Raw genomic sequence first — 19,646 nt, 5'->3', positions numbered from 1 at the left:
AGCCGGTGTCGATGCTCAGTAGCCGCTGTCGTACGACGACGACGGTTGGTTGGCCAACCAGACGAAGAAGATGACAATGGCGATGGTGGCGAGGACCGCGATGGCGGTGGAGATCCAGCCGACGATGATGCCGGCCTTGGCGAATCCCGCGCCGCCCTCGCCGCGCTCGCGGATCTGCTTGCTGGCGACGTGTCCCATGATCGCCCCGACGGCACCGAGGTAGCCGCCGAGTCCGTACCCGCAGAGTCCGAGCGCGCCCACGATGGCGACCACCATCGCGGCGATCGACAGGCCGTTGGTCGACGGACCCGGGGTGACGACCGGGTAACCGGCCGGCGGATAGCCCGGAGCCATCACCGGTTGACCGCTGATCGGATCCGTGCCGGCCGGGTACGCCTGGGTCGGGTAGCCGGCGTCGGCCGGATATCCCGGCTGGTAGGGCTGGGCAGGGCCGGCCGCCTGCGCCGTCGGGTCCTGGTACATGGGCTGGTAGCCCGGATCCTGGTAGCCCCCGGGTTGGGCCGGTGGTTGTGCCTGCCAGGACGGATCGCCGGAGTAGCCGCTCTGCTGGGGGTCAGTCATTCGAGGTCTCTCACTTCGTCCGTTCGGATGCGTCGCCAGGGTAGTCGGCGTTCGCCAGATCGGTGTCCCCATATCCGGCCGGCGGCCGTCGCCCGACGTGCCGGGTCGGTCTTGTCCGACGTGCCGGGCCGGTCTCGCCTCACGTGCCGGGCCGGTCTCGCCTCACGTGCCGGGCCGGTCTCGGCTCACGCGCGGTCGGCGGTGCCACGGCGCTGCGGCGTTGCCCGTATCGCCTGGACCGGGCAGGATCGCGGGCATGGTATTCGACGCGCGCGCCGGGGACAGATCCGGTAATCGGCCTCGTCGGGACGCCACGCGCCCCGCGCTGGCCCGCCGGCCCCGTACCGGCTCGCAGGGCACCGTCTCGCAGAGCATCGACCCGGGCCGGACGGGAGCGCCGGCCGATGACACCGAACCGGTGACGATGCGGCTGGACGGGCGGGTGGCGCTGGTCACCGGCGCCGGCAGTCCGGACGGGATCGGATACGCGACCGCCCGCCGGCTCTGCGCGCTCGGTGCCCGGGTGGCGATCGTCTCGACCACCCGACGCATCCACGACCGGGCCACCGAACTGGGCGCGACGGGCTTCGTCGCGGACCTCACCGACGAGGCCGAGGTCGGCGCGCTGGCGGACGCCATCGTCGAGCAGCTCGGCGAGGTGGAGGTACTGGTCAACAACGCCGGCCTGGCGAGCCGGGCGAGTCCCGAGGTGCTCCGGCCGGTCGCCCAGTTGAGCTACGACGAGTGGCACCGGGAGATCGAACGCAACCTGAGTACGGCGTTCCTGTGCAGTCGGGCGTTCAGCGGCGGCATGGCCGAACGGGGCTGGGGGCGGATCGTCAACCTCGCCGCCACCGCCGGCCCGGTCAACGCCCTGCCCACCGAGGCGGCGTACGCGGCCGCGAAGGCCGGTGTCGTCGGGCTGACCCGGGCGCTCGCGATGGAGATGATCGCCGACGGGGTCACCGTCAACGCGGTGGCACCCGGAACCATCTACACCGCGGCGTCCACCATGGCCGAACTGAAGCAGGGGCTCGGCACCCCGGTCGGCCGCCCCGGTACCCCGGACGAGGTCGCCGCCGCGATCGCCTTCCTCTGCTCGCCGGCCGCCTCGTACATCACCGGCCAGATGCTGGTGGTGGACGGCGGCAACAGCGTGCGGGAGGCGGAGTACCGGTAGCCGGAAAGCCGTCCGTCACCGGTCGGGCGAGCGGTCCCGACGCACCGCCGCGACACGCCGCCCGACCGGTCAGTACGCGCCACCGTCGCCCTCCGCGCCGGCCCAGCTCACCAGCGCCAGCCAGCCGCAGCAGCCGATCAGGTAGAGCGCGGTGAAGACATAGCTGAGTATCAGCCCCCAGGTGGCCAACTGGCCGCCCTGTTCGCCGGTGCGGCGGATCTGGCGTCGGGCCAGGTGCCCGAGCACGATGCCGGCCGGCGCGAAGACGAAGGCGAAGACCAGGGAGAGGATCGCCAGCAGGTTGACGCCGGACTGCCGGCCGGGCTGACCGTAGTAGCCGGGCTCGCCCTGGGCACCGGGCTGGCCCGGCTGTCCGTAGTAACCGGGCTGGTCCTGGTAGCCGTACTGGCCGGGCTGGCTGTAGTAGCCGGGCTGCTCGGGTTGGCCCGGATAGCCGTACTGGCCGGGCTGCTCGGGGCGATCGTACTGGCCGGGTTGGCCGTACTGGCCGGGGTAGCCGCCGTACTGGCCGGGCCGGTCAGGGCGTTCGCCGGAGCCGGACGGGGGCTGCGCCGGGGATCCCTGCGGATCCTGCGGCTCACCCGGCCCTGGGTTGCTCATAGCGCGGCCTCCTCACCGGGAACGCTACCCGTCAGCGCCGACTTTCATGGCAAATGTCCGGGATGGCACACGGTGCGGTGAGGAAAGCAGAGGTCGCCTGGTTCCGGCCGGCGGTCAGTTCCGCCGGGACAGGCCGCCGGTGGCGCGTTCCACCGCCAGGCAGCGGTCCTCGACGTAGTCGATGCCGGCCTCCTCGGCGATCCGCCTCGCTTCGCTGGAGACGATGCCGAGTTGCAGCCAGACCGCCGGGGCGCCGATCGCGACCGCCTCGCGGACCACCTCCACGGCGTCCTCGGCCGGCCGGAACACGTCGACCAGGTCGACCGGGTGCGGGATCTCGGCGAGCGAGCGGTAGACCCGCTCCCCGAAGAGTTCGTCCGCCTTCGGGTTGACCGGGATGATCCGCCAGCCGTACCGCTGCATCAGCGCCGGGACGCTGTGAGCCGGCTTGCCCGGGTCGCGGGACGCCCCGACCACGGCGATCACCCCGGCCTCGGCCAGGATCTGCTGAGGACTACGCACCCCGCGACAGTAGCTCGGGTCCGTACCGTCAGCCCCGCTCGACCCCGAGGCGGACCCGGGGAGGCCGGGACGGTGACGCTGGCCGGCAGGGAAGCCGGTCAGAGCAGGGTGAGCTGTTCGACGGCGGGTGCCGGGGCCGGCACCGGCACCTGGCGGGCCTCACCCGGCTCGGAGCGGTGCAGGCCGTGGCGGCGGGCCGCCATCCGCACCCGCGCGGTCAGCTCGCGCTGGTATGCCTGCGGCAGGTAGGAGCCTCGGCTGAAGAGGGCTCGGTAGCGCGGTACCAGGTGCGGGAACTCCCGGGCCAGCCAGCTCGCGTACCACTCCCGGGCGCCGGGACGCAGGTGCAGCGGCAGCGGGGTGACGCTCACCGCGCCGGCCGCCGCGATCGCAGCCACCGTCTCCTCGATCGACTCGTCGCCGTCGGTCAGCCCGGGCAGGATCGGGGCCATCAGCACCCCGACCGCAAAGCCGGCGTCGGTCAGCCGGCGTACCGCATCGAGCCGGCGTCGCGGGCTGGGCGTGCCCGACTCGACGGAACGCCACATCCGCTCGTCGACAAAACCGATCGACATCGAGACACCGACCTGGGTGACCGTGGCCGCCTGCTGGAGCAGGGGCAGGTCCCGCAGGATCAGGGTGCCCTTGGTCAGGATCGAGAACGGGTTGGCGAAGTCGCGCAGCGCCGTCAGGATCGGCGGCATCAGCCGGTAGCGCCCCTCGGCGCGCTGGTAGCAGTCGACGTTGGTGCCCATCGCGATGTGCGCGCCTGCCCACTTCGGCGCCGCCAGCTCGCGGCGGACCAGTTCGCCCGCGTTGACCTTGACGACCACCTTGCTGTCGAAGTCGCGGCCGGCGTCGAGGTCGAGATAGGTGTGCGTGCCCCGGGCGAAGCAGTTGTGGCTGACCACCCCGTTGGCGACGAAGTCGCCGGTGCCGGTGGTGATGTCGTAGAGCGGGAGCTCCTGGTCGAGCGGCTCGATGCTGCGGATCCGCAGCACCGCCCGGCCGCCGAGAATCGTCCCGTCGAGCCCGCCGGCAGGTAGGTCGGCGGGACCGGGCGTGGCCCGTCCGGTGCCGACCAGGCTGTCGGTGATCGCCAGATAGGGCCGGGGCGGCTCGCCGGGCAGCGCGCCGACGACGTGCTTCCACCCGCGCGGGGTGAGGAACCGGTGGTCGCCGCTGGCGGTCAGCTCGGTGCCGTCCGCCAGGACGATTCGGTATGCCGGCTTCACCGTCGACCAGTGCGCCAGCACCTCCGTCCGGACGTAGCGCCGGTGGTTGCCCTGCGCGACGGTGCCGTAGATCTGGTCGCCGATCCGTAGCTCGGCCAATGGTCGGGTGCGCCCGTCGGCGAGCAGGATCGCGGTGTCGCCGGCCAGGCAGTAGGCGCAGGCGTGGCTGCACCCCCGGTAGGGGTTGATCGTCCACTGGAACGGCACCCGCGAGGCGCCCGGCACCCGGTTGATGATCGACTTGGCGCGTACCTCGTAGAACGTCATGCCGGCGAAGCCAGGGGTGTCGAAGGTGCGGACGGTCGCGCCGGGCAGCGCCAGCGGCAGGGGTGGAGCCGCTGGCGCCGCCCCCGGAGGGGTCCCGCTGTCGGGGGGAGCCGACGTCAGGTTTTCCCAGCGCATGGCCACTATTCGAACATACGTACGAGACCCCGCGCAACTCGCCACGCCGGGCGCCGAGAAGGCGGCGAGAGGGCGCCGAGAAGGCGGCGAGAGGGCGCCGAGAAGGCGGCGACCCCAGAATCGAAGGGGATCGCGGCTATCGGTCGTCGGCCGGCGGGCCGCTGCTCTCCCGGCGGACCAGTTCCGCGGCGACGTGCTCGATCTGCGGGGTGTTCAGCGGCTCGGGAGGTTGCAGCGCGAGGGTCATCGCCCGGGCTCCCATGTCGGCCAGGGGCAGCCGGATCGTGGTGAGCGCGGGCGTCACGTCCTGGGCGATCGGCATGTCGTCGAAGCCGACCACACTGATCTGGCCCGGTACGTCGATGCCCCGGGACCGCAGCAGCGCGAGCGCGCCGATCGCCATCGAGTCGTTCAAGGCGACGATGGCGGTGACCCCCGGATAGCTGTCCAGCAGGGTGGCGGTGGCGGCGGCGCCGCCCGAGCGGTCGAAGTCGGCGTAGACGATCTGCCGGGTGGTGAGCTTCTGGCCGTGTTCCCGCGCGGCCCGGCGCAGTCCGGCGAGCCGGTCGGTGGTGGTGGTGAGATGGCGCGGCCCGGCGACGACCCCGATCCGGGTGTGCCCGAGGCCGTACAGTTCGGCGCCGATCAGGTGCCCGCCGGATTCGTTCGCCGGGATGACGGCATGCCCGCTGTGCTCGTGCCGGCCGATCACCGCCACGTGCCCCCCGGTGGACTGGTAGACCCGCAGTTTGGCGTCGAGGGTGTTGGTGAACTGCTCGTCGTGGTAGCCGGAGCCGGCCAGGATGATCGCGGCGGCCTGGTTGGCCCGGAGTAGCTCGACGTACTCCAGTTCCTTGTCCGGGTCCCGATAGGTGTTGCAGATGATGACCAGTCGGCCGTGCTCGGTGGCCACCCGCTGCAGCCCTCGGGTGATCTCCGCGAAGTACGGGTCGGAGACGTCGTGCACGATCACGCCGACCGCGCTGCGGTGGTTGCGGGCGAGCTGCTGGGCGTGCGCGTTCGGCACGTATTGCAACTCTTCGACCGCCGCCAGCACCCGCTCGCGGAGCGCGTCGGTCACCGGCTTGGGGCTGCCGTTGATGATCCTTGACGCGGTGGCGGGTGACACGCCGGCCCGCCGCGCGACATCCGCCAGAGTGGCCATCGAGTGCGTCCTTCCCCGGCCGCCCGGTGGCCGGTTGCAGGTGAGGATAGCGCGGCGCCGTCCGGGCCATTCACGGCCGTCGTGGGCCGGGTGACCCCGGCGGCTGAAGATCACCGGCGTGCCGGCAGGCTCTTGCCCGAATCGGAACGGAGTCGGTAGCGTAATCGGGAAAGCGCTTACCGACGTACGGCGTGCTCCACCGCGACCATCGCGCGCCAGGACGACCCCCACCGCACCACGTACCCCCGCGCGCTCGACGAGTGGCACCCGCGGATCAGCCAGCCTGAGGAGGCGACGTACATGGGCCGCACCACGATCGGCATCGTGCTCAACGGCGTGACCGGCCGGATGGGCTACCGGCAGCACCTGGTCCGCTCACTGCTCGCCATCCGGGAGCAGGGCGGGCTGGCGCTGCCCGACGGCCGCCGGCTCTGGCCCGAACCGATCCTGGTCGGCCGCAGCGAGGCCAAGCTCCAGGAGATCGCCCAGCGGCACGGGCTCACCGAGTGGACCACCGACCTGCCCGCCGCGCTGGCCCGCCCGGACGTGCAGATCTACTTCGACTCGCAGGTCACCGCCCAGCGGGAGAAGGCGCTGAAGCTGGCGATCGAGGCCGGCAAGCACATCTACACCGAGAAGCCGACCGCCGAGGACCTATCCGGCGCGATCGAGCTGGCCCGGCTCGCCGACACCGCCGGCATCAAGCACGGCGTGGTGCAGGACAAGCTCTTCCTGCCCGGCCTGCGCAAGCTCGACCGGCTGGTCAAGGGCGGCTTCTTCGGCCGCATCCTCTCGGTACGCGGCGAGTTCGGCTACTGGGTCTTCGAGGGTGACTGGCAGGCGGCCCAGCGGCCCTCCTGGAACTACCGGGCCGCCGACGGCGGCGGCATCACGGTCGACATGTTCCCGCACTGGCACTACGTGCTGGAGCAGATCTTCGGCCGGGTCGCGGCGGTGACCGCGCACGTCACCACGCACATCCCCGAACGATGGGACGAGGCCGGCGAGCGCTATGACGCCACCGCCGACGACGCCGCGTACGGCATCTTCGAGATCGAGCGACCGGGGCAGTCGGGCCGGATCGTGGCCCAGATCAACTCCTCCTGGTCGGTCCGGGTCTACCGGGACGAGCTGGTGGAGTTCCAGGTCGACGGCACCGAGGGCAGCGCGGTGGCCGGGCTGCGCAACTGCCGGATCCAGCACCGGGCCAGCACGCCCAAGCCGGTGTGGAACCCGGACCTGCCGGCGACCGAGGACTTCCGGTCACAGTGGCAGGTCGTACCGGACAACGAGGAGTTCGACAACGGCTTCAAGGCGCAGTGGGAGCTGTTCCTCCGGCACGTGGTCGCCGACGAGCCGTACGGCTGGGACCTGTGGGCGGGCGCCCGGGGCGTACAGCTCGCCGAGCTGGGGCTCGCCTCCGCCCGGGACGGCCGGCGCATCGAGATTCCCGACCTCGACGGTGGGAACCGATGACCACCGTCGCGGAGCGGTTCTCGTTCAACCAGGCCACCGCCAAGTACTGGCCGATTCCCGAGCTGGTCGCCGGCTGCCTGTCGACCGGGGTCACCCAGGTCGGGCTGTGGCGGGAGGAGACCCTCGAACACGGCTTGGACAAGACCGCCACGCTGATGCGCGAGTCCGGGCTCGCGGTCACCTCACTCTGCCGGGGTGGTTTCTTCCAGACCCCCGACTGGTACGACGAGAACCGCCGGGCGATCGACGAGGCCGCCACGCTCGGGGCGCCGGTGCTGGTGCTGGTCTCCGGCGGACTGCCGGAGGGCAGCCGGGACGTGGACGCGGCCCGCGCGCACGTCGGCGAGGCGATCGGCGAGCTGGTGCCGCACGCCCGCGCCGCCGGGGTACGGCTGGCGATCGAGCCGCTGCACCCGATGTACTGCTCCGACCGCTGCGTCGTGTCCAGCCTCGGGCAGGCGCTGGACCTGGCCGCGCCGCATCCCGCCGAGACGGTCGGGGTGGTGGTGGACACCTACCACATCTGGTGGGACGACCAGGTCTGGGCGCAGATCGCCCGGGCCGGCCGGGAGGACCGGATCGCCTGCTTCCAGGTCGCCGACTGGGCCACCCCGCTGCCCGAGGGGGTGCTGCTCGGCCGGGCGCTGCCGGGCGACGGCTGCGTGGAGTTGCGCCGGTTCCGGGAGGCGGTGGACGCCGCCGGCTACCGGGGGCCGATCGAGGTCGAGGTCTTCAACGCCGAGGTGTGGGCCCGGCCCGGTCCGGAGATCCTGGATCGCACCCTCTCGGGTTATCTCGCCCACGTGGATTAGTCGGCACCGTCACCGGAGGGGGAAACTGGTGATATGGACCAGCCCACCTTCGTGTACGACGGCGACTGCGCCTTCTGCACCACCTGCGCCGAGTTCATCGGCCGGCGGATCCCGACCGGGGCCAGGGTGGTGCCCTGGCAGTTCGCCGACCTCGACGCGCTCGGGCTGACCGCCGCCCAGTGCGAGGAAGCGGTCTGGTGGGTCGGCACCGACGGCGTACGCGCGGCCGGGCCGGACGCGATCGCCCGGCTGCTCGGCGCGAGCCGCCCCGGCTGGCGGCTGCTCGGCGCCGGCCTGCGAGTGCCTCCGGTACGCCTGCTGGCCTGGCCGGCGTACCGCTGGGTGGCCCGGAACCGACACCGCCTGCCGGGCGGTACGGCCGCCTGCTCGCTACCGCAGGCGACCCGGGACCGGCTCTACGGCACGGCCGGCGACGGCGCGGCGGGTGGCTCCGTCGGGACCGGTCCGGCGTCCTGACCGCGTCGGCGGGTCAGCCGGCGTAGCCGTTCGACCGGGCGGAGCCGCTCCAGCGGCAGGAAGCTGGTCATCGCCACCAGGTGCGGGGCGAACGAGATCGTGATGGTGGCGACGGTGACCACGTGGAACGAGTAGAAGAACGCCACCACGGCCTGCCGCCAGCGCGGCGGCACCACGAACACCAACGGGCTGAGCAGCTCGAACGCGATGATGCCGAACTGTGCCGCGATCAGCAGGTACGGCACCTGGGCGATCAGGTCGGCCAGCTCGGTACCGCGCCGGATGATCGCCCGGGCCAGTACCGAGCCGGTCATCCACTCCAGTCCGCCGAACCGGAGCTTGGCCCAGGCGGCCAGGAAGTAGGTGCAGACCACGGCGATCTGGGTGATCCGCAGCGCCCAGCCGGCCGCCTCGCTCTCGGTGCGGTCACGGTGCCGGGCTCGTCCCACGGTCGGCAGCACGGCCAGCGCCACCAGGAAGCCGAACCGGTCGTGGTCCACCTTCCCGTAGCTCATCGCGATGACCATCCACTCGAAATAGAGCACGAAGACGGCCCAGCCGAGCGCCCGGGGCGCCCGCCCGGTGGCGGCGGCGAGGGCGAGCAGCAGCAGCGCCCAGAAGATGAGGTTGACCAGCAGCGGGGTCGGGGTGGGCAGCGGCAGCAGCCGGCCGACGAAGAGCGGCTGGTACAGCTCGCCGGGGATGCTGGCCTTGTCGCGGATCCAGGGCGTGAAGACCAGCAGGTCCGCCGCGACGAAGAGGTAGACCAGGGTACGGAAGGCGGCGACCCGGCCCAGCGGCACCGGTTCGGTCAGCCAGCCCGACACGGCGGCGCCGATCCGTCTCGACGTGCTCACGAGGCCTGCCACCGGACCACCGTCTCGTCGACCGTGTTGCCGGTCGGCCGGCCGTCCGTGATGCCGTGCCAGCGGATCACGATGCGTACCTCGACGATCGGCGGTGCGCCGGGGTGCCGTTGCGCGTACGCGTCGGCGACCTGGCGCAGCAGGGTCGGGTCGGCCTCGTACCGGCCCTGCTGGCCCTCGATCTCGGCCCGGCGGATCCCGGTGCTCTCCTCGCCGAGCCCGACCACCGCGCCGGTGGCGTCGACCCCCTCGACCCGGGTGTCCGGGGCGGGGTCGTCCGGCGGGTTGGAGCCGGCGTACATCCGGAACGGGCCGAACGGGAAGTGGTCGTCCTGGCCCCAGAGGGTGCCGGCGAGCAGCACCGCGCCGGCCAGCAGGGTGAGGCCCACCCGGAGATTCCGGCCCCGCCTCGGCAACGCGTCCATCGGTTCGAGACCTTACGCGGTACCCGCAAGCTCCGGGCACCGTCGGTCGGAGGCCGCCGACCGCCGGGCCGGTACGACTCCGGCCGGACACCGATGCGTGGTGTCCGGCCGGAGCGTGGTCGTTACCTGGTCAGTTGGCCGTCAGTGGCTGTGCTCGGCGAGCTGCTTGCGTACGTCGTCCATGTCGAGCGCCTGCACCTGCTCGATCAGCGACTCCAGCGCCGACTCCGGCAGGGCGCCGGGCTGGGCGAAGACGATCACGCCGTCTCGGATCGCCATGATCGTGGGGATCGAGCGGATGTCGAACTTCGCGGCGATCTCCTGCTGCGCCTCGGTGTCCACCTTGCCGAAGACGATGTCCTGGTGCTTGTCCGAAGACCGCTCGTAGACCGGCGCGAACCGCTTACACGGGCCACACCAGTCCGCCCAGAAGTCCACCAGCACGATGCCCGGCTGCTCGGTCACCTCGTCGAAGTTGGCTGTGGTCAGCTCAACGGTCGCCATTGATCTCTCCGATCACCGCAATTTGGCCCTACGACTGGGAAACCCACCCGGCCTCCTTGGAATTCCCCGGCACGACGGGTTGAAACGGTCATCGTGTGGCGGCTCACGTTCCGGCCGGGCATCGATGCGGATCGGTCATTGAGCCGGCCTGGAAGTGAAACACCGGTGACATAGTTCGGTGACTGATAGTTATGGGAGCGTTTCCAGGACTTCCGCTGGCCAGTCCGGGTGTGATCCGGAAACTTCCCGGTTGGCAAGCGGAAACAGGTGACATAACGGATGGCCGGGTGCGTACGCCTGTTCACGTTAAGTAACATTACAAAAAGGTAACTGTGACCCCGATCTCGTGGCGAACTCTTCTGTCGACCGGGTCGGGTCGGGCAGAATCTTTCCCATCAGAGCGTGGGCGGCGGGTGCCGGGGAGGGCCCCGCCGCTCATTGCGTCCGGGGTCGGTTTCTCCGCCCGGGCACACCTTTAAATCAGCGCTGAGGACCCGGCGTGTCCGGCCGGTCGCGTCGGCGCACGCGATCACGCCCGCCGGGTCGACCGACGGCGACACCAGCACTACCGCTTTTCGGGCGGAACCGGGCTTTCCGCCTACCGGCGGCTTATGCTGAGCCGGGAGGCGCCATGAGTCACACCGGATCTCCAGACTCGCCCGGTGCCACGCACGGTGCCTGGCGGGCCACCACCACCGGCTACCCGCCCGACGACTGGCAACTACTCGTCCGGCTGCCCGGCCGGGTGATCGTCGCGGCGTCGTCGGCCCGGCCGGAGAACCCGGTCCGGGCGGTCACCGAGGGGCTGGCCGGCCTGGACGGCATCGCCGCCGGGCGGTCGTTCGACAGCGAACTGGTCCGGGCGGTGGTCGCCGCCATCTACGCGGAGTCCGACGACGGGCACTCCGGACCCGTCCGCACCGGACAGGTCGACGGTGGCCTCGCCGAACTGCTCCGGTCCTGCCGGGCCGCGGTCGAGACGCTGGCCCGACACGCCGACCCGGCCGACTCGGCCGCCTACCGGCAGTGGGTGCAGTCGGTCGCGGCCCGGGTCTGCCGAGCGGCCGGTTCGGACGGACGGCCGCGCCCGTTCGGCGATCCGGTGGATCCGGACCAGCGCCGGGTGCTGGACCAGCTCGGCGAGGCGCTGGGACTGCGCTCCGCCGGCTGACCGCCGGGTGCGTACCCTCGGCAACCGTGGAAGGTACCGAGGTCGAACTCGAGGTCGGGGTAGGGCCGTGGCCGGGCGAGCCGCCGACCGATCCCCGGTACGACCCGGAACTGCTCAGCCACGGCGACCGGCGCAACGTCGTCGACCGGTACCGCTACTGGCGGCGGGAGGCGATCGTCGCCGACCTGGACCTGCGCCGGCACGACTTCCACGTGGCGATCGAGAACTGGCAGCACGACTTCAACATCGGCACCGTGGTCCGGAACGCCAACGCCTTCCTCGCGGCCGAGGTGCACGTGGTCGGCCGGCGGCGGTGGAACCGGCGGGGCGCCATGGTCACCGACCGCTACCAGCACGTCCGACACCACGAGACGATCGAGGCGTTCCTGGACTGGTGCCGCGCCGGCGACCTGCCGGTGATCGGCATCGACAACCTGCCCGGGTCGCGCCCACTGGAGAGCGCAGTCTTGCCGCGCCGCTGCGTACTGCTGTTCGGGCAGGAGGGCCCGGGGCTGTCCGAGCCGGCCCGGCTCGCCTGCTCGGCGGTCTTCTCCATCGCCCAGTACGGCTCGACCCGGTCGATCAACGCCGGGGTGGCCAGCGGCATCGCCATGCACGCCTGGATCCGCACGTACGGCGCGGAGCCGCCCGGCGAGACCGGCTGACCTGAGGCAAGGCGTCCCGACCGTACGCAGAACGACCGAAAAGGCCGGTTCGCCTTGACTCGGGGCACAGGTGCGGGGACTGTAGTTGTCGTGGGTGTCGCGGTCAGTTGTCCGCGTTGCGGCGGTCCGGTCAGAGCGCCGGACCTGATGCACACTGCCTGGCGGTGCCCGGACTGCGGCCCGGTCTGCCCGCTGCACGTCGCGGAGCACATCGGGCCGGAGATCGTGGCCAGCACCGTCGAGCGGATCATCGAGCAGCGCGACCCCGCCGACCAGGAGAACGGCAGCCCGGCAGCCCGGGCCGGCTCCCCGCTGCCGCTCTGGTGCCCCTGGCCACTTCCGCAGGGCTGGACGATGACCGGGGTCGGCTGGGCCGGTGACGATCGTGGCGGCGTACGCGCGACCGCGGTGGCCTGCACCGGGCCGGACCCGCTCGGCGGCGGACCCGCCGACCTGGTGCTGGTCGCCGAGGAGCCGGGCGTCGGCCTGGGCACCCGGCTGGCCGGTACCACCGGGGTCGACCCGGGGCCGCAGCTCGCGGAGGCGCTGACCGATCCCGGCCCGGGATCCGCCGAGCGGATCGGGCACGCCAAGGTCAGGGCGGCCGGGCACCCGACTCCACTATGGTCAGTCAAATCTCCGACAGACCGGAGCGCCTACGCCGGTGAAGCTCGGGGGATCTGGCTCTATGCGATAGCCTGGCCGGCGAGTGCGGGTTACCTCCTCGCGGAAGACGTCGAACTCCACGACCTGACCGAGTGGACACCGCCCGAGCTCGTGTACGGTGCTCCGTCCCCCTACCTGCACGGGAGGGTCTGATATGGCCGGCCAGGCTGGGGCGGAGGGCGTATGTGGATTATTTCCCGCAGGACACCCGACTGATACTCTGGGTTTTGCCGGGGTTCGCAACCCGGTGCCGCACGGAGGGATGGCCCGCCATGGTTAAAAAGGTCCTCACCTGGGGCGGTATCGCCTTCCTGGTTTTCTTCATCGCCTACCAGCCCTCCTCCGCCGCCGACGTCTTCAAGTCGCTGGGCGGCAGCCTGCTGGACGTTGCCCAGGGCTTCGGCGACTTCTTCACCGACCTCGTCGCTTAATCGCCCATGGGCAATCCGTCGGGTGAACCCCCTGAGCCCGAGGACGACGACGAACGTCGACGGCGCGAGCGGGACACCGAGCCGATCCCCCGGGTCCGACCCGATGACGGGCCGGAGTTCGGCACCGGCCCGGCCTACTCCGACGGGCCCTCCTATTCGGACGGGCCCGCCTACTCCGACGACATCGGCTACGGCGAGCGCCGGGCCGGCACCCGGGGCTGGGTCCGGGATCCGGACCAGGGCCCGGAGATCTCCGAGGAGGAGCTCGCCGGCCTCCGGGTCGACGCCTCCGGGATGCCGCTCGGCCCGCGCCGGGTCCTGCCGCTGGAGGACGAGCCGACCTCGCTGGTGGCCCGTTACCTCTTCCCGACGGAGCGCTACCGGGGTGAGTGGAAGCGGCACAAGATCTACCTGGCCACCCCGCTGCTGATCGGGCTGCTCGCCACCTTCGTGCTCGGCTACCTCTCCGGCTTCCTCGCCGGCCAGGAGGTCGGCGCGCTGACCACCGTCGCGGTGCTGATCTGGCTCGGCATCATGGGCTGGGTCGCCTGGAAGGTGGCGGACTGGTATTTCGACAGGTTCATCCTGACCAACAAGCGGGTGATGGTGGTCAACGGGATCATCACCCGGCAGGTCGCGATGATGCCGCTGCTGCGGGTCACCGACATGAAATACGAGCAGTCGCCGCTCGGCCGGGCCCTCAACTACGGCACCTTCGTGCTGGAGTCGGCCGGTCAGGAGCAGGCGCTTCGGGAGATCAAGTATCTTCCCAACCCCAACGAGCTCTACCTGCGCGTGGTCGAGGAGATGTACGAGCCGCAGGCGGTCGAGGCGCGGCTGGGCAAGGAGGCCGAGGAGGCCAAGGCCGAGGACGGCGCCTGACGACCGACCCGGCGTGGGAGGGTGCGGGTGTGATGCTGGCGACGCCACGGGCGGCACCGGTGCGCAAACGGCGATCCCCTGCCCGAACATCGAGCTGAATCGCACCTTTCCGCCGTAGACCTGCGGGTCCGGCTTGTGGCAGCCTTCTGAATTGGCACCGGCGGGGGGAGGCGGGAGTGGCGCCGAAGCACTCGGTGGACGAGGAGTTCCGCGAATTCGTCGCGGCCCGCTCGGCAGCCCTGCTGCGTACGGCGTACCTGCTGGCCGGGGACTGGGCGACCGCCGAGGACCTGTTGCAGACCGCGTTGACCAAGACGTACCTGGCCTGGAAGCGGCTCGGTGAGATCGAGGCGGTCGAGCCGTACGCCCGACGGGTTCTGATCAACACGGCGACCAGTTGGTGGCGGCGGCGCTGGCACGGCGAGCGCCCCACCGAAGTGCTGCCCGAGCGGCCCGCCCCGGACCAGATCGAGGAGCAGCTCGAACGCGACCGGCTGTGGCGGCACGTCCGTACCCTGCCGGTCCGGCAGCGGGCCGTCCTGGTGCTGCGGTTCTACGAGGATCTCTCCGAGGCGCAGACGGCCGCGTTGCTCGACATCTCGCCGGGCACGGTGAAGAGCCAGACCTCCCGGGCCCTCTCCACGCTCCGTCGCCGGCTCGGCGCCGAGGCCGACAGCCGGGTGCCGCAGGGCGAGCAGGAGCTGGCCCCCGTACCCGCCGGAGAGGCCGACGGCGGCCGGTTCGGGTCCGCGCAGCAGGTGTTCGGCCAACGCCCGGCCACCCCGCCGGAGCTGCCCAGACCGCGCCAGGTCGAGGCCCGGCGGCCGGCTGCCCTGGCGGTGCCGGCCCCGCCCGGTCCGGCGGTCGGAGCGGAAGCGTGACGACCATGCTGGAAGATTCGCTGCGCGACATGTTCGCCGCCCGGGTCGACACACCGCCGGCGGCCGACGATCCGGCCGGCACCGTGATCCGGCGGGGCCGGGTCGCCCGCCGGCGCCGGGCCGTCGGCTCGCTGGTGGCGGTGGCCGCCGCGCTGGTGCTGGTCACTGCCGGCGCCGCCTCTCTCGGCGGCGGGTGGCCGCCCGACCGGCCGACGGCCGGGCCCGCCGCCGGCTTCGACGTGGACTCGCTGGCCGAGGTCACGGTCGGGCCGGTGCCGCCGCCGGTCCCCGGCCGGGACACCGGGGTGGGACTCGACATCCGCAGTGGCGACCAGCTCTGGACCACCGACGGCCGGCGGCTGAGCCTGGCGGGTGTCGGCGAGGTGACCCGGGTCTACCGGGTGCCGGGCGGCTGGGTCTACTCCGGGGCCAAGCAGGTCCGGTTCCTCCGGCCCGACGGCACCTCGGTGGCGCTGAGCGGCGAGGATGACCGGTGGGCGCTGAGCACCGACGGCGACCGGTTGGCCTTCCAGCTCGACACGACGCTGTACATCGCCCGGGTCGGCGCGACCGGGCTGGCCCTGATGGACCACGTCGAGGTGCCCGCCGGCACCTGGCCGGTGGCGGTCACCGCCGACCGGGTGGTGGTCTCCGACGGATCCCGTGGCTACGGCTTCGTCGACCTGGCCCAGCCGGGCCGGCAGCCGACCCGCAATCCCGACGTGACGGCGATCTACGGGGTACGCGGCGACGGCCTCGTCGGGCTGGTCCGGGAGAAGAGCGGCACCCGGCGCTGCCTGGCCAGCCTCGCCCCGAACAGCGGAAAACTGCAACCGGTGCGCAAGGGCGGTTGCGGGCTGGGTCTGCGTGCCGAGACCTCCGACGGCGGGCTCGCCCCGGACGGCCACTGGCTCGCCGAGCGGCGCGGCACCGAGGTCGTGCTGATCGAGGTCGACCGGGCGCTGGACGGCGGGAACGGGGTGGTCTCCTGCCCGGCCGCCGGTGCGGTGCCCCCGGTCTGGGCCGACGACCGGACGGTGGTGACCGGGGACGACGAGCAGGTCGTACGCTGCCGCACCGACGGCACCGAGGAGATCGTGCCGCTGCCCGACGGCGTCTCGGCGGACTGGCAGCCCGTGCCGAGACTGACCGCACCGGCCGACGGGCGCTGACCTCCCGCCGCTACCGGAGCGCTGCCGCAGCACCGACGGCTGCCGGTAACCTCGGCCCGGTGACGTCCCGTCAGCCCGAGGCACCCGACAGCGGTAGCCGGCTCCGGATCGACCTGCACGCCCACTCGACCGCCAGCGACGGCACCCTCACCCCGGAGGAACTCGTCCGGGCCGCCCGGGCGGCCGGACTCGACGTACTGGCGATCACCGACCACGACACCACCGGAGGCTGGGAGCGGGCCGCCGCCGCCCGGCCGCCGGGACTCACCCTGGTCCGGGGCGCCGAACTCTCCTGCCGCTGGTACGGCACCGAGCCGTCGATCCCGCTGCACCTGCTCGGCTATCTCTTCGATCCCGAGTCGCCGGAGCTGGTCGCCGAGCTGACCCGGGTACGGGCCGCCCGGGAGGTACGCGGGGAACGCATCGTCGAGCTGCTCCGGGCCGACGGGATCGACGTCGACTGGGCGGAGATCCGGGCCGCTGCCGCCGGCGGCACGGTGGGCCGGCCGCACATCGCGCAGGCGCTGATCAAGACCGGGCTGGTGGGGACGACCGCCGAGGCATTCACCCCGCACTGGCTCGGCGAGCGCTACCGGCTGCCCAAGGACGATATCGACGTGTTCCGGGCGGTCCGGCTGGTCCGGCAGGCCGGTGGGGTGCCGGTGATGGCCCATCCGAAGGCGACCAGGCGGGGGCGGATCGTGCCCGACTCGTTGATCGTCGAGTTGGCCGCGGCCGGGCTGGCCGGGCTGGAGGCGGAGCACGAGGACCACTCCCCGGCCGAACGGGACGCCGTACGGGTCCTCGCCGCCGAGCTGGGACTGCTGGTCACCGGCTCGTCCGACTTCCACGGTGCGCACAAGACCGTGCGGCTCGGCGCGCACACCACCGAGGTCGAGGCGTACGAGCGGATCCTCGCGGCGGGCAGCGGAGTCGGCGTACTGGCCGACCCGGGCTGACCTCGGCGGACGCCGTCGGGCGCCCGGTTAACGTGATCACGTGAACATGAAGCTGCTCGGCGAGGTCCTGCTGACCCTGCTGGTGATCACCGACCCACCGGGCATGGTGCCGATCTTCCTCGCCCTGACCGGCCAGATGCCGGCCCGGGACCGGGTACGCGCCGCGTGGCAGGCGGTGGCGCTCGCCCTCGGGGTGATCGTCGTGTTCGCGGTCGCCGGGCAGACCCTGCTGGACTACCTGCACATCGACCTGCCGGCGTTGCAGGGCGCCGGTGGCCTGCTGCTGGTGCTGGTCGCGCTGGAACTGCTCACCGGCAAGGCCGACGACCCCGGCCAGCAGAACACCTCGAACATCGCCCTGGTGCCCCTCGGTACGCCCCTGCTGGCCGGTCCGGGTGCGATCGTCGCCACCATGCTCTTCGTGCAGCGGGCCGACGGTACGGCGGACTACCTGGCGATCGCGGTCGGCATCGTCGCGGTGATGGCCGCGGTCTGGCTGATCCTGCGCTTCTCCGGGATCGTGGTCAGGGTGCTCCGGCCGGCCGGGATCGAGGTGCTGACCCGGATCGCCGGGCTGCTGCTCGCCGCGATCGCGGTGCAGTTGATCGCCGACTCGGTCGCCGCCTTCGTGACCGCGCACCTCGGCGGCTCCTGACCGCGGTTTCCGGTGCCCCTTGCGGTCGGGGATCTCCCGGCGACGGGTGACCGCGCCGTCCCGCTGCCGATCCGGCCGGCCCGACCGCTCTCGCCGTCCGGCGGGTGGGGGTGGCGGATCGACGGGGGTGTCGGACCGGCATGGCAGGATCGGTGCGTGCGAAGGCCATCGTCCGCCGGTAACCGGACTCCTCGACCGCGTGGCGCCCAGCCCGAGCAGTTGGGCTTCGAGGGGATGCCCGAGCGTCTCTTCGTCTGCACCCCGAGCAAGCTCGGCGCGTACACGGACTGCCCACGCCGCTACCGCTACTCCTACATCGACCGGCCCGCGCCGCCCAAGGGGCCGCCCTGGGCACACAACTCGCTCGGCGCTAGCGTGCACACCGCACTTCGCAACTGGTATGCGTCGCCGCCCGACCGGCGCCGTCCGGAGGCGCTGCCGACCCTGCTCAAGGGCACCTGGGTCCGGGAGGGCTACCGCGACGAGGAACAGGAGAGGGCGGTGTTCCGGCGGGCTCTGGAGTGGCTGGAGTCCTACGTGGAGACGCTCGACCCCGGTGACGAGCCGCTGGGGGTGGAGCGGGTGGTGGCGGTCAAGACCGCCGTGTTGGCGTTCAACGGTCGCGCCGACCGGATCGACTCGCGGCCCGGCCCGGACGGCCCGGAGTTGGTGATTGTCGACTACAAGACCGGGCGGAGCGGGTTGGACTCCGACGACGCCCGCGGCTCCCAGGCGCTCGCGCTCTACGCCTACGCCGCCGAGCGGGTCTTCCGGAAGCCCTGTCGGCGGGTGGAACTGCACCACCTGCCGACCCGGACGGTGGCCGGGCACGACCACACCGAGGAGTCGCTCGCCCGGCAACTCGTCCGGGCCGAGGACACCGCGCGGGACATCGTCGCCGCCGAGCGGGCGGTCGCCGACGGCACCGACCCGGACGAAGCATTTCCGGTCGCGCCCGGCATCCGGTGTGGCTGGTGCGACTACCGCCGCAGTTGCCCGGCCGGCGCGGACGCCCCGGATCGCGAGCCCTGGTCAGCGGTGGAACGGGCACTCGCACCCGCCGACCCGGGCGACGGCGGGCCCGCCGGGACGGCGTGACACGGCACCGGCATCATGCACGACGCCCGGCTCCCCGACCCGGCAGCCCGGCATTCGGGGCGGACAAGCCGGGCGTGGGCGTCCGGGCGGCCGAGCAGTCGAGGGCGGGAGTCGGTCGTCCCTACCTTTGAGTCGTCCGGCCCCGTAGGGTACGGACGCGGTGGGTATGGCTTTCAGTCGTCGGTGGCTCGGCGCAACTGGCAGCTCGGGCAGAGACCCCAGTAGGTGACCTCGGCCTCGTCGACCTCGAAGCCGTACGCGCTCACCGGGTCGAGGCAGGGTGCGGAGCCGACCGCGCAGTCCACGTCGGCGATCTCGCCACAGCCCCGGCAGACGACGTGGTGGTGGTTGTCGCCGACCCGCGCCTCGTAGCGGGCGGGCGATCCGGCCGGCTCGATCCGCCGGGAGAGCCCGGCCCGGGAGAGCGCGCCGAGCACGTCGTAGATCGCCTGGGTGGAGACCGAGTCGAGGCGTTCCCGGACCCGCTGAGTGATCTCTTCCACCTCCAGGTGCCCGCCACCGGCCAGCACATCGAGGACGGCGAGGCGCGGCCGGGTGACCCGAAGGCCCCTCGACCGGAGCAGTTCCTCGCCAGTCATCCCCCTATCACAGCACGTCGATGGGGCCCCAACAAGGCGGATGCGGGCCGATCGTGGCCACCACCACACGGGTACCGGCAGGTCGCACCGGAGGTGGAACCTGAGTGAACCGGGACGGCTCGATGCTCGTGTACCGGTATAGGTCGCGGATGACGTGATCGAATTTTCGTACCGTCAGGGGCTCCCCGCCGGGAGCGTTA

General features: G+C 72.1%; 23 protein-coding genes. 14 read left to right on the top strand and 9 right to left on the bottom strand.

Annotated features, from left to right (window positions below; translation table 11 throughout):
- Nucleotides 1-15: 15 nt before the first annotated feature.
- Nucleotides 16-582 (bottom strand): DUF4190 domain-containing protein, encoded by a 567-nt coding sequence (locus ACQEVC_RS05215; RefSeq protein WP_432873832.1) that lies wholly within the window; start codon nt 580-582, stop codon nt 16-18.
- Nucleotides 583-907: 325 nt separating this feature from the next.
- Between ACQEVC_RS05215 and ACQEVC_RS05210 the strand changes: the two genes are divergently transcribed.
- Nucleotides 908-1,762: an SDR family NAD(P)-dependent oxidoreductase gene (locus ACQEVC_RS05210; protein ID WP_432891037.1), complete on the top strand. Its 855-nt coding sequence runs from the start codon at nt 908-910 to the stop codon at nt 1,760-1,762.
- Between the two features lie 69 nt (nt 1,763-1,831).
- Here the strand turns inward: ACQEVC_RS05210 and ACQEVC_RS05205 are convergent, their stop codons facing one another.
- From ACQEVC_RS05205 to ACQEVC_RS05190, 4 genes are all read right to left on the bottom strand, one after another.
- Nucleotides 1,832-2,383 carry a DUF4190 domain-containing protein gene (locus ACQEVC_RS05205; protein ID WP_432873830.1) on the bottom strand — a complete coding sequence of 184 codons (552 nt, stop codon included), beginning with the start codon at nt 2,381-2,383 and terminating at the stop codon, nt 1,832-1,834.
- Between the two features lie 114 nt (nt 2,384-2,497).
- Nucleotides 2,498-2,905: a CoA-binding protein gene (locus ACQEVC_RS05200; protein ID WP_432873828.1), complete on the bottom strand. Its 408-nt coding sequence runs from the start codon at nt 2,903-2,905 to the stop codon at nt 2,498-2,500.
- Nucleotides 2,906-3,003: 98 nt separating this feature from the next.
- Nucleotides 3,004-4,542, bottom strand: a complete 1,539-nt coding sequence (locus ACQEVC_RS05195; RefSeq protein ID WP_432873826.1) for an Rv2578c family radical SAM protein — start codon at nt 4,540-4,542, stop codon at nt 3,004-3,006.
- Between the two features lie 136 nt (nt 4,543-4,678).
- A complete protein-coding gene (locus ACQEVC_RS05190; RefSeq protein ID WP_432873824.1) occupies nt 4,679-5,707 on the bottom strand; it encodes a LacI family DNA-binding transcriptional regulator in 1,029 nt (342 codons plus the stop codon).
- A 300-nt stretch (nt 5,708-6,007) separates the two neighbouring features.
- Between ACQEVC_RS05190 and ACQEVC_RS05185 the strand changes: the two genes are divergently transcribed.
- The 3 genes from ACQEVC_RS05185 to ACQEVC_RS05175 are packed head-to-tail and all read left to right on the top strand — an operon-like array spanning nt 6,008 to nt 8,472.
- Nucleotides 6,008-7,183, top strand: a complete 1,176-nt coding sequence (locus ACQEVC_RS05185; RefSeq protein ID WP_432873822.1) for a Gfo/Idh/MocA family protein — start codon at nt 6,008-6,010, stop codon at nt 7,181-7,183.
- On the top strand, nt 7,180-7,995 hold the full coding sequence (locus ACQEVC_RS05180; protein WP_432873821.1) for a sugar phosphate isomerase/epimerase family protein: 816 nt from the start codon (nt 7,180-7,182) through the stop codon (nt 7,993-7,995). The genes ACQEVC_RS05185 and ACQEVC_RS05180 overlap by 4 nt, the downstream gene beginning before the upstream one ends.
- A 33-nt stretch (nt 7,996-8,028) precedes the next feature.
- A complete protein-coding gene (locus ACQEVC_RS05175; protein WP_432873819.1) occupies nt 8,029-8,472 on the top strand; it encodes a thiol-disulfide oxidoreductase DCC family protein in 444 nt (147 codons plus the stop codon).
- Here ACQEVC_RS05175 and ACQEVC_RS05170 read toward each other — a convergent pair.
- The 3 genes from ACQEVC_RS05170 to trxA form a co-directional block, all read right to left on the bottom strand.
- Nucleotides 8,412-9,329: an MFS transporter permease gene (locus tag ACQEVC_RS05170; RefSeq protein WP_432873817.1), complete on the bottom strand. Its 918-nt coding sequence runs from the start codon at nt 9,327-9,329 to the stop codon at nt 8,412-8,414. The genes ACQEVC_RS05175 and ACQEVC_RS05170 overlap by 61 nt on opposite strands.
- On the bottom strand, nt 9,326-9,763 hold the full coding sequence (locus tag ACQEVC_RS05165) for a hypothetical protein (RefSeq protein WP_432873816.1): 438 nt from the start codon (nt 9,761-9,763) through the stop codon (nt 9,326-9,328). The genes ACQEVC_RS05170 and ACQEVC_RS05165 overlap by 4 nt, the downstream gene beginning before the upstream one ends.
- Nucleotides 9,764-9,904: 141 nt before the next feature.
- A complete protein-coding gene (gene trxA / locus ACQEVC_RS05160) occupies nt 9,905-10,267 on the bottom strand; it encodes a thioredoxin (protein WP_346259841.1) in 363 nt (120 codons plus the stop codon).
- Nucleotides 10,268-10,898: 631 nt separating this feature from the next.
- On the opposite strand from trxA, the gene ACQEVC_RS05155 reads away from it, so the two are divergent.
- The 10 genes from ACQEVC_RS05155 to ACQEVC_RS05110 all read left to right on the top strand — a co-directional run bounded on the left by ACQEVC_RS05155 (nt 10,899) and on the right by ACQEVC_RS05110 (nt 18,847).
- Nucleotides 10,899-11,438 carry a hypothetical protein gene (locus tag ACQEVC_RS05155; protein WP_432873814.1) on the top strand — a complete coding sequence of 180 codons (540 nt, stop codon included), beginning with the start codon at nt 10,899-10,901 and terminating at the stop codon, nt 11,436-11,438.
- 26 nt (nt 11,439-11,464) lie between these two features.
- Complete coding sequence (locus tag ACQEVC_RS05150) at nt 11,465-12,103, top strand: TrmH family RNA methyltransferase (protein ID WP_432873813.1); 639 nt, start codon at nt 11,465-11,467, stop codon at nt 12,101-12,103.
- Between the two features lie 147 nt (nt 12,104-12,250).
- A complete protein-coding gene (locus ACQEVC_RS05145) occupies nt 12,251-12,922 on the top strand; it encodes a DUF6758 family protein (RefSeq protein ID WP_432873812.1) in 672 nt (223 codons plus the stop codon).
- 119 nt (nt 12,923-13,041) lie between these two features.
- Nucleotides 13,042-13,200 (top strand): hypothetical protein, encoded by a 159-nt coding sequence (locus tag ACQEVC_RS05140; RefSeq protein WP_165436875.1) that lies wholly within the window; start codon nt 13,042-13,044, stop codon nt 13,198-13,200.
- A gap of 6 nt (nt 13,201-13,206) precedes the next feature.
- Nucleotides 13,207-14,082, top strand: a complete 876-nt coding sequence (locus ACQEVC_RS05135; protein WP_432873810.1) for a PH domain-containing protein — start codon at nt 13,207-13,209, stop codon at nt 14,080-14,082.
- A 176-nt stretch (nt 14,083-14,258) separates the two neighbouring features.
- Nucleotides 14,259-14,963, top strand: coding sequence for a SigE family RNA polymerase sigma factor (locus ACQEVC_RS05130; RefSeq protein ID WP_432873808.1), 705 nt, complete (start codon nt 14,259-14,261; stop codon nt 14,961-14,963).
- The gene (locus tag ACQEVC_RS05125; protein WP_432873807.1) at nt 14,960-16,135 is read left to right on the top strand and encodes a hypothetical protein; all 1,176 of its coding nucleotides are present in this window, start codon (nt 14,960-14,962) and stop codon (nt 16,133-16,135) included. Before ACQEVC_RS05130 ends, ACQEVC_RS05125 begins: the two co-directional genes overlap by 4 nt.
- Before the next feature lie 59 nt (nt 16,136-16,194).
- The gene (locus ACQEVC_RS05120) at nt 16,195-17,094 is read left to right on the top strand and encodes a PHP domain-containing protein (protein ID WP_432873806.1); all 900 of its coding nucleotides are present in this window, start codon (nt 16,195-16,197) and stop codon (nt 17,092-17,094) included.
- Between the two features lie 40 nt (nt 17,095-17,134).
- The gene (locus tag ACQEVC_RS05115) at nt 17,135-17,749 is read left to right on the top strand and encodes a MarC family protein (RefSeq protein ID WP_432873804.1); all 615 of its coding nucleotides are present in this window, start codon (nt 17,135-17,137) and stop codon (nt 17,747-17,749) included.
- A gap of 156 nt (nt 17,750-17,905) precedes the next feature.
- Nucleotides 17,906-18,847 (top strand): RecB family exonuclease, encoded by a 942-nt coding sequence (locus tag ACQEVC_RS05110; RefSeq protein ID WP_432873802.1) that lies wholly within the window; start codon nt 17,906-17,908, stop codon nt 18,845-18,847.
- A 173-nt stretch (nt 18,848-19,020) separates the two neighbouring features.
- Here ACQEVC_RS05110 and ACQEVC_RS05105 read toward each other — a convergent pair whose 3' ends face one another.
- Complete coding sequence (locus tag ACQEVC_RS05105) at nt 19,021-19,446, bottom strand: Fur family transcriptional regulator (RefSeq protein ID WP_432873800.1); 426 nt, start codon at nt 19,444-19,446, stop codon at nt 19,021-19,023.
- Nucleotides 19,447-19,646 lie beyond the last annotated feature (200 nt).

The organism is Plantactinospora sp. CA-294935, from assembly GCF_050936445.1.
Taxonomy (GTDB): Bacteria; Actinomycetota; Actinomycetes; order Mycobacteriales; family Micromonosporaceae; genus Plantactinospora.
The sequence above is the reverse complement of the archived record's forward strand: the minus strand, read 5'-3'. Positions and strand labels throughout refer to the sequence as shown.

Excerpts from the sequence above, each read along its gene's own strand:
- ACQEVC_RS05215 (WP_432873832.1), bottom strand. The coding sequence starts at position 582 with ATGACTGACCCCCAGCAGAGCGGCTACTCCGGCGATCCGTCCTGGCAG.
- ACQEVC_RS05205 (WP_432873830.1), bottom strand. The coding sequence starts at position 2,383 with ATGAGCAACCCAGGGCCGGGTGAGCCGCAGGATCCGCAGGGATCCCCG.
- ACQEVC_RS05195 (WP_432873826.1), bottom strand. The coding sequence starts at position 4,542 with ATGCGCTGGGAAAACCTGACGTCGGCTCCCCCCGACAGCGGGACCCCT.
- ACQEVC_RS05190 (WP_432873824.1), bottom strand. The coding sequence starts at position 5,707 with ATGGCCACTCTGGCGGATGTCGCGCGGCGGGCCGGCGTGTCACCCGCC.
- ACQEVC_RS05185 (WP_432873822.1), top strand. The coding sequence starts at position 6,008 with ATGGGCCGCACCACGATCGGCATCGTGCTCAACGGCGTGACCGGCCGG.
- ACQEVC_RS05180 (WP_432873821.1), top strand. The coding sequence starts at position 7,180 with ATGACCACCGTCGCGGAGCGGTTCTCGTTCAACCAGGCCACCGCCAAG.
- ACQEVC_RS05175 (WP_432873819.1), top strand. The coding sequence starts at position 8,029 with ATGGACCAGCCCACCTTCGTGTACGACGGCGACTGCGCCTTCTGCACC.
- ACQEVC_RS05165 (WP_432873816.1), bottom strand. The coding sequence starts at position 9,763 with ATGGACGCGTTGCCGAGGCGGGGCCGGAATCTCCGGGTGGGCCTCACC.
- trxA (WP_346259841.1), bottom strand. The coding sequence starts at position 10,267 with ATGGCGACCGTTGAGCTGACCACAGCCAACTTCGACGAGGTGACCGAG.
- ACQEVC_RS05155 (WP_432873814.1), top strand. The coding sequence starts at position 10,899 with ATGAGTCACACCGGATCTCCAGACTCGCCCGGTGCCACGCACGGTGCC.
- ACQEVC_RS05145 (WP_432873812.1), top strand. The coding sequence starts at position 12,251 with ATGCACACTGCCTGGCGGTGCCCGGACTGCGGCCCGGTCTGCCCGCTG.
- ACQEVC_RS05140 (WP_165436875.1), top strand. The coding sequence starts at position 13,042 with ATGGTTAAAAAGGTCCTCACCTGGGGCGGTATCGCCTTCCTGGTTTTC.
- ACQEVC_RS05135 (WP_432873810.1), top strand. The coding sequence starts at position 13,207 with ATGGGCAATCCGTCGGGTGAACCCCCTGAGCCCGAGGACGACGACGAA.
- ACQEVC_RS05105 (WP_432873800.1), bottom strand. The coding sequence starts at position 19,446 with ATGACTGGCGAGGAACTGCTCCGGTCGAGGGGCCTTCGGGTCACCCGG.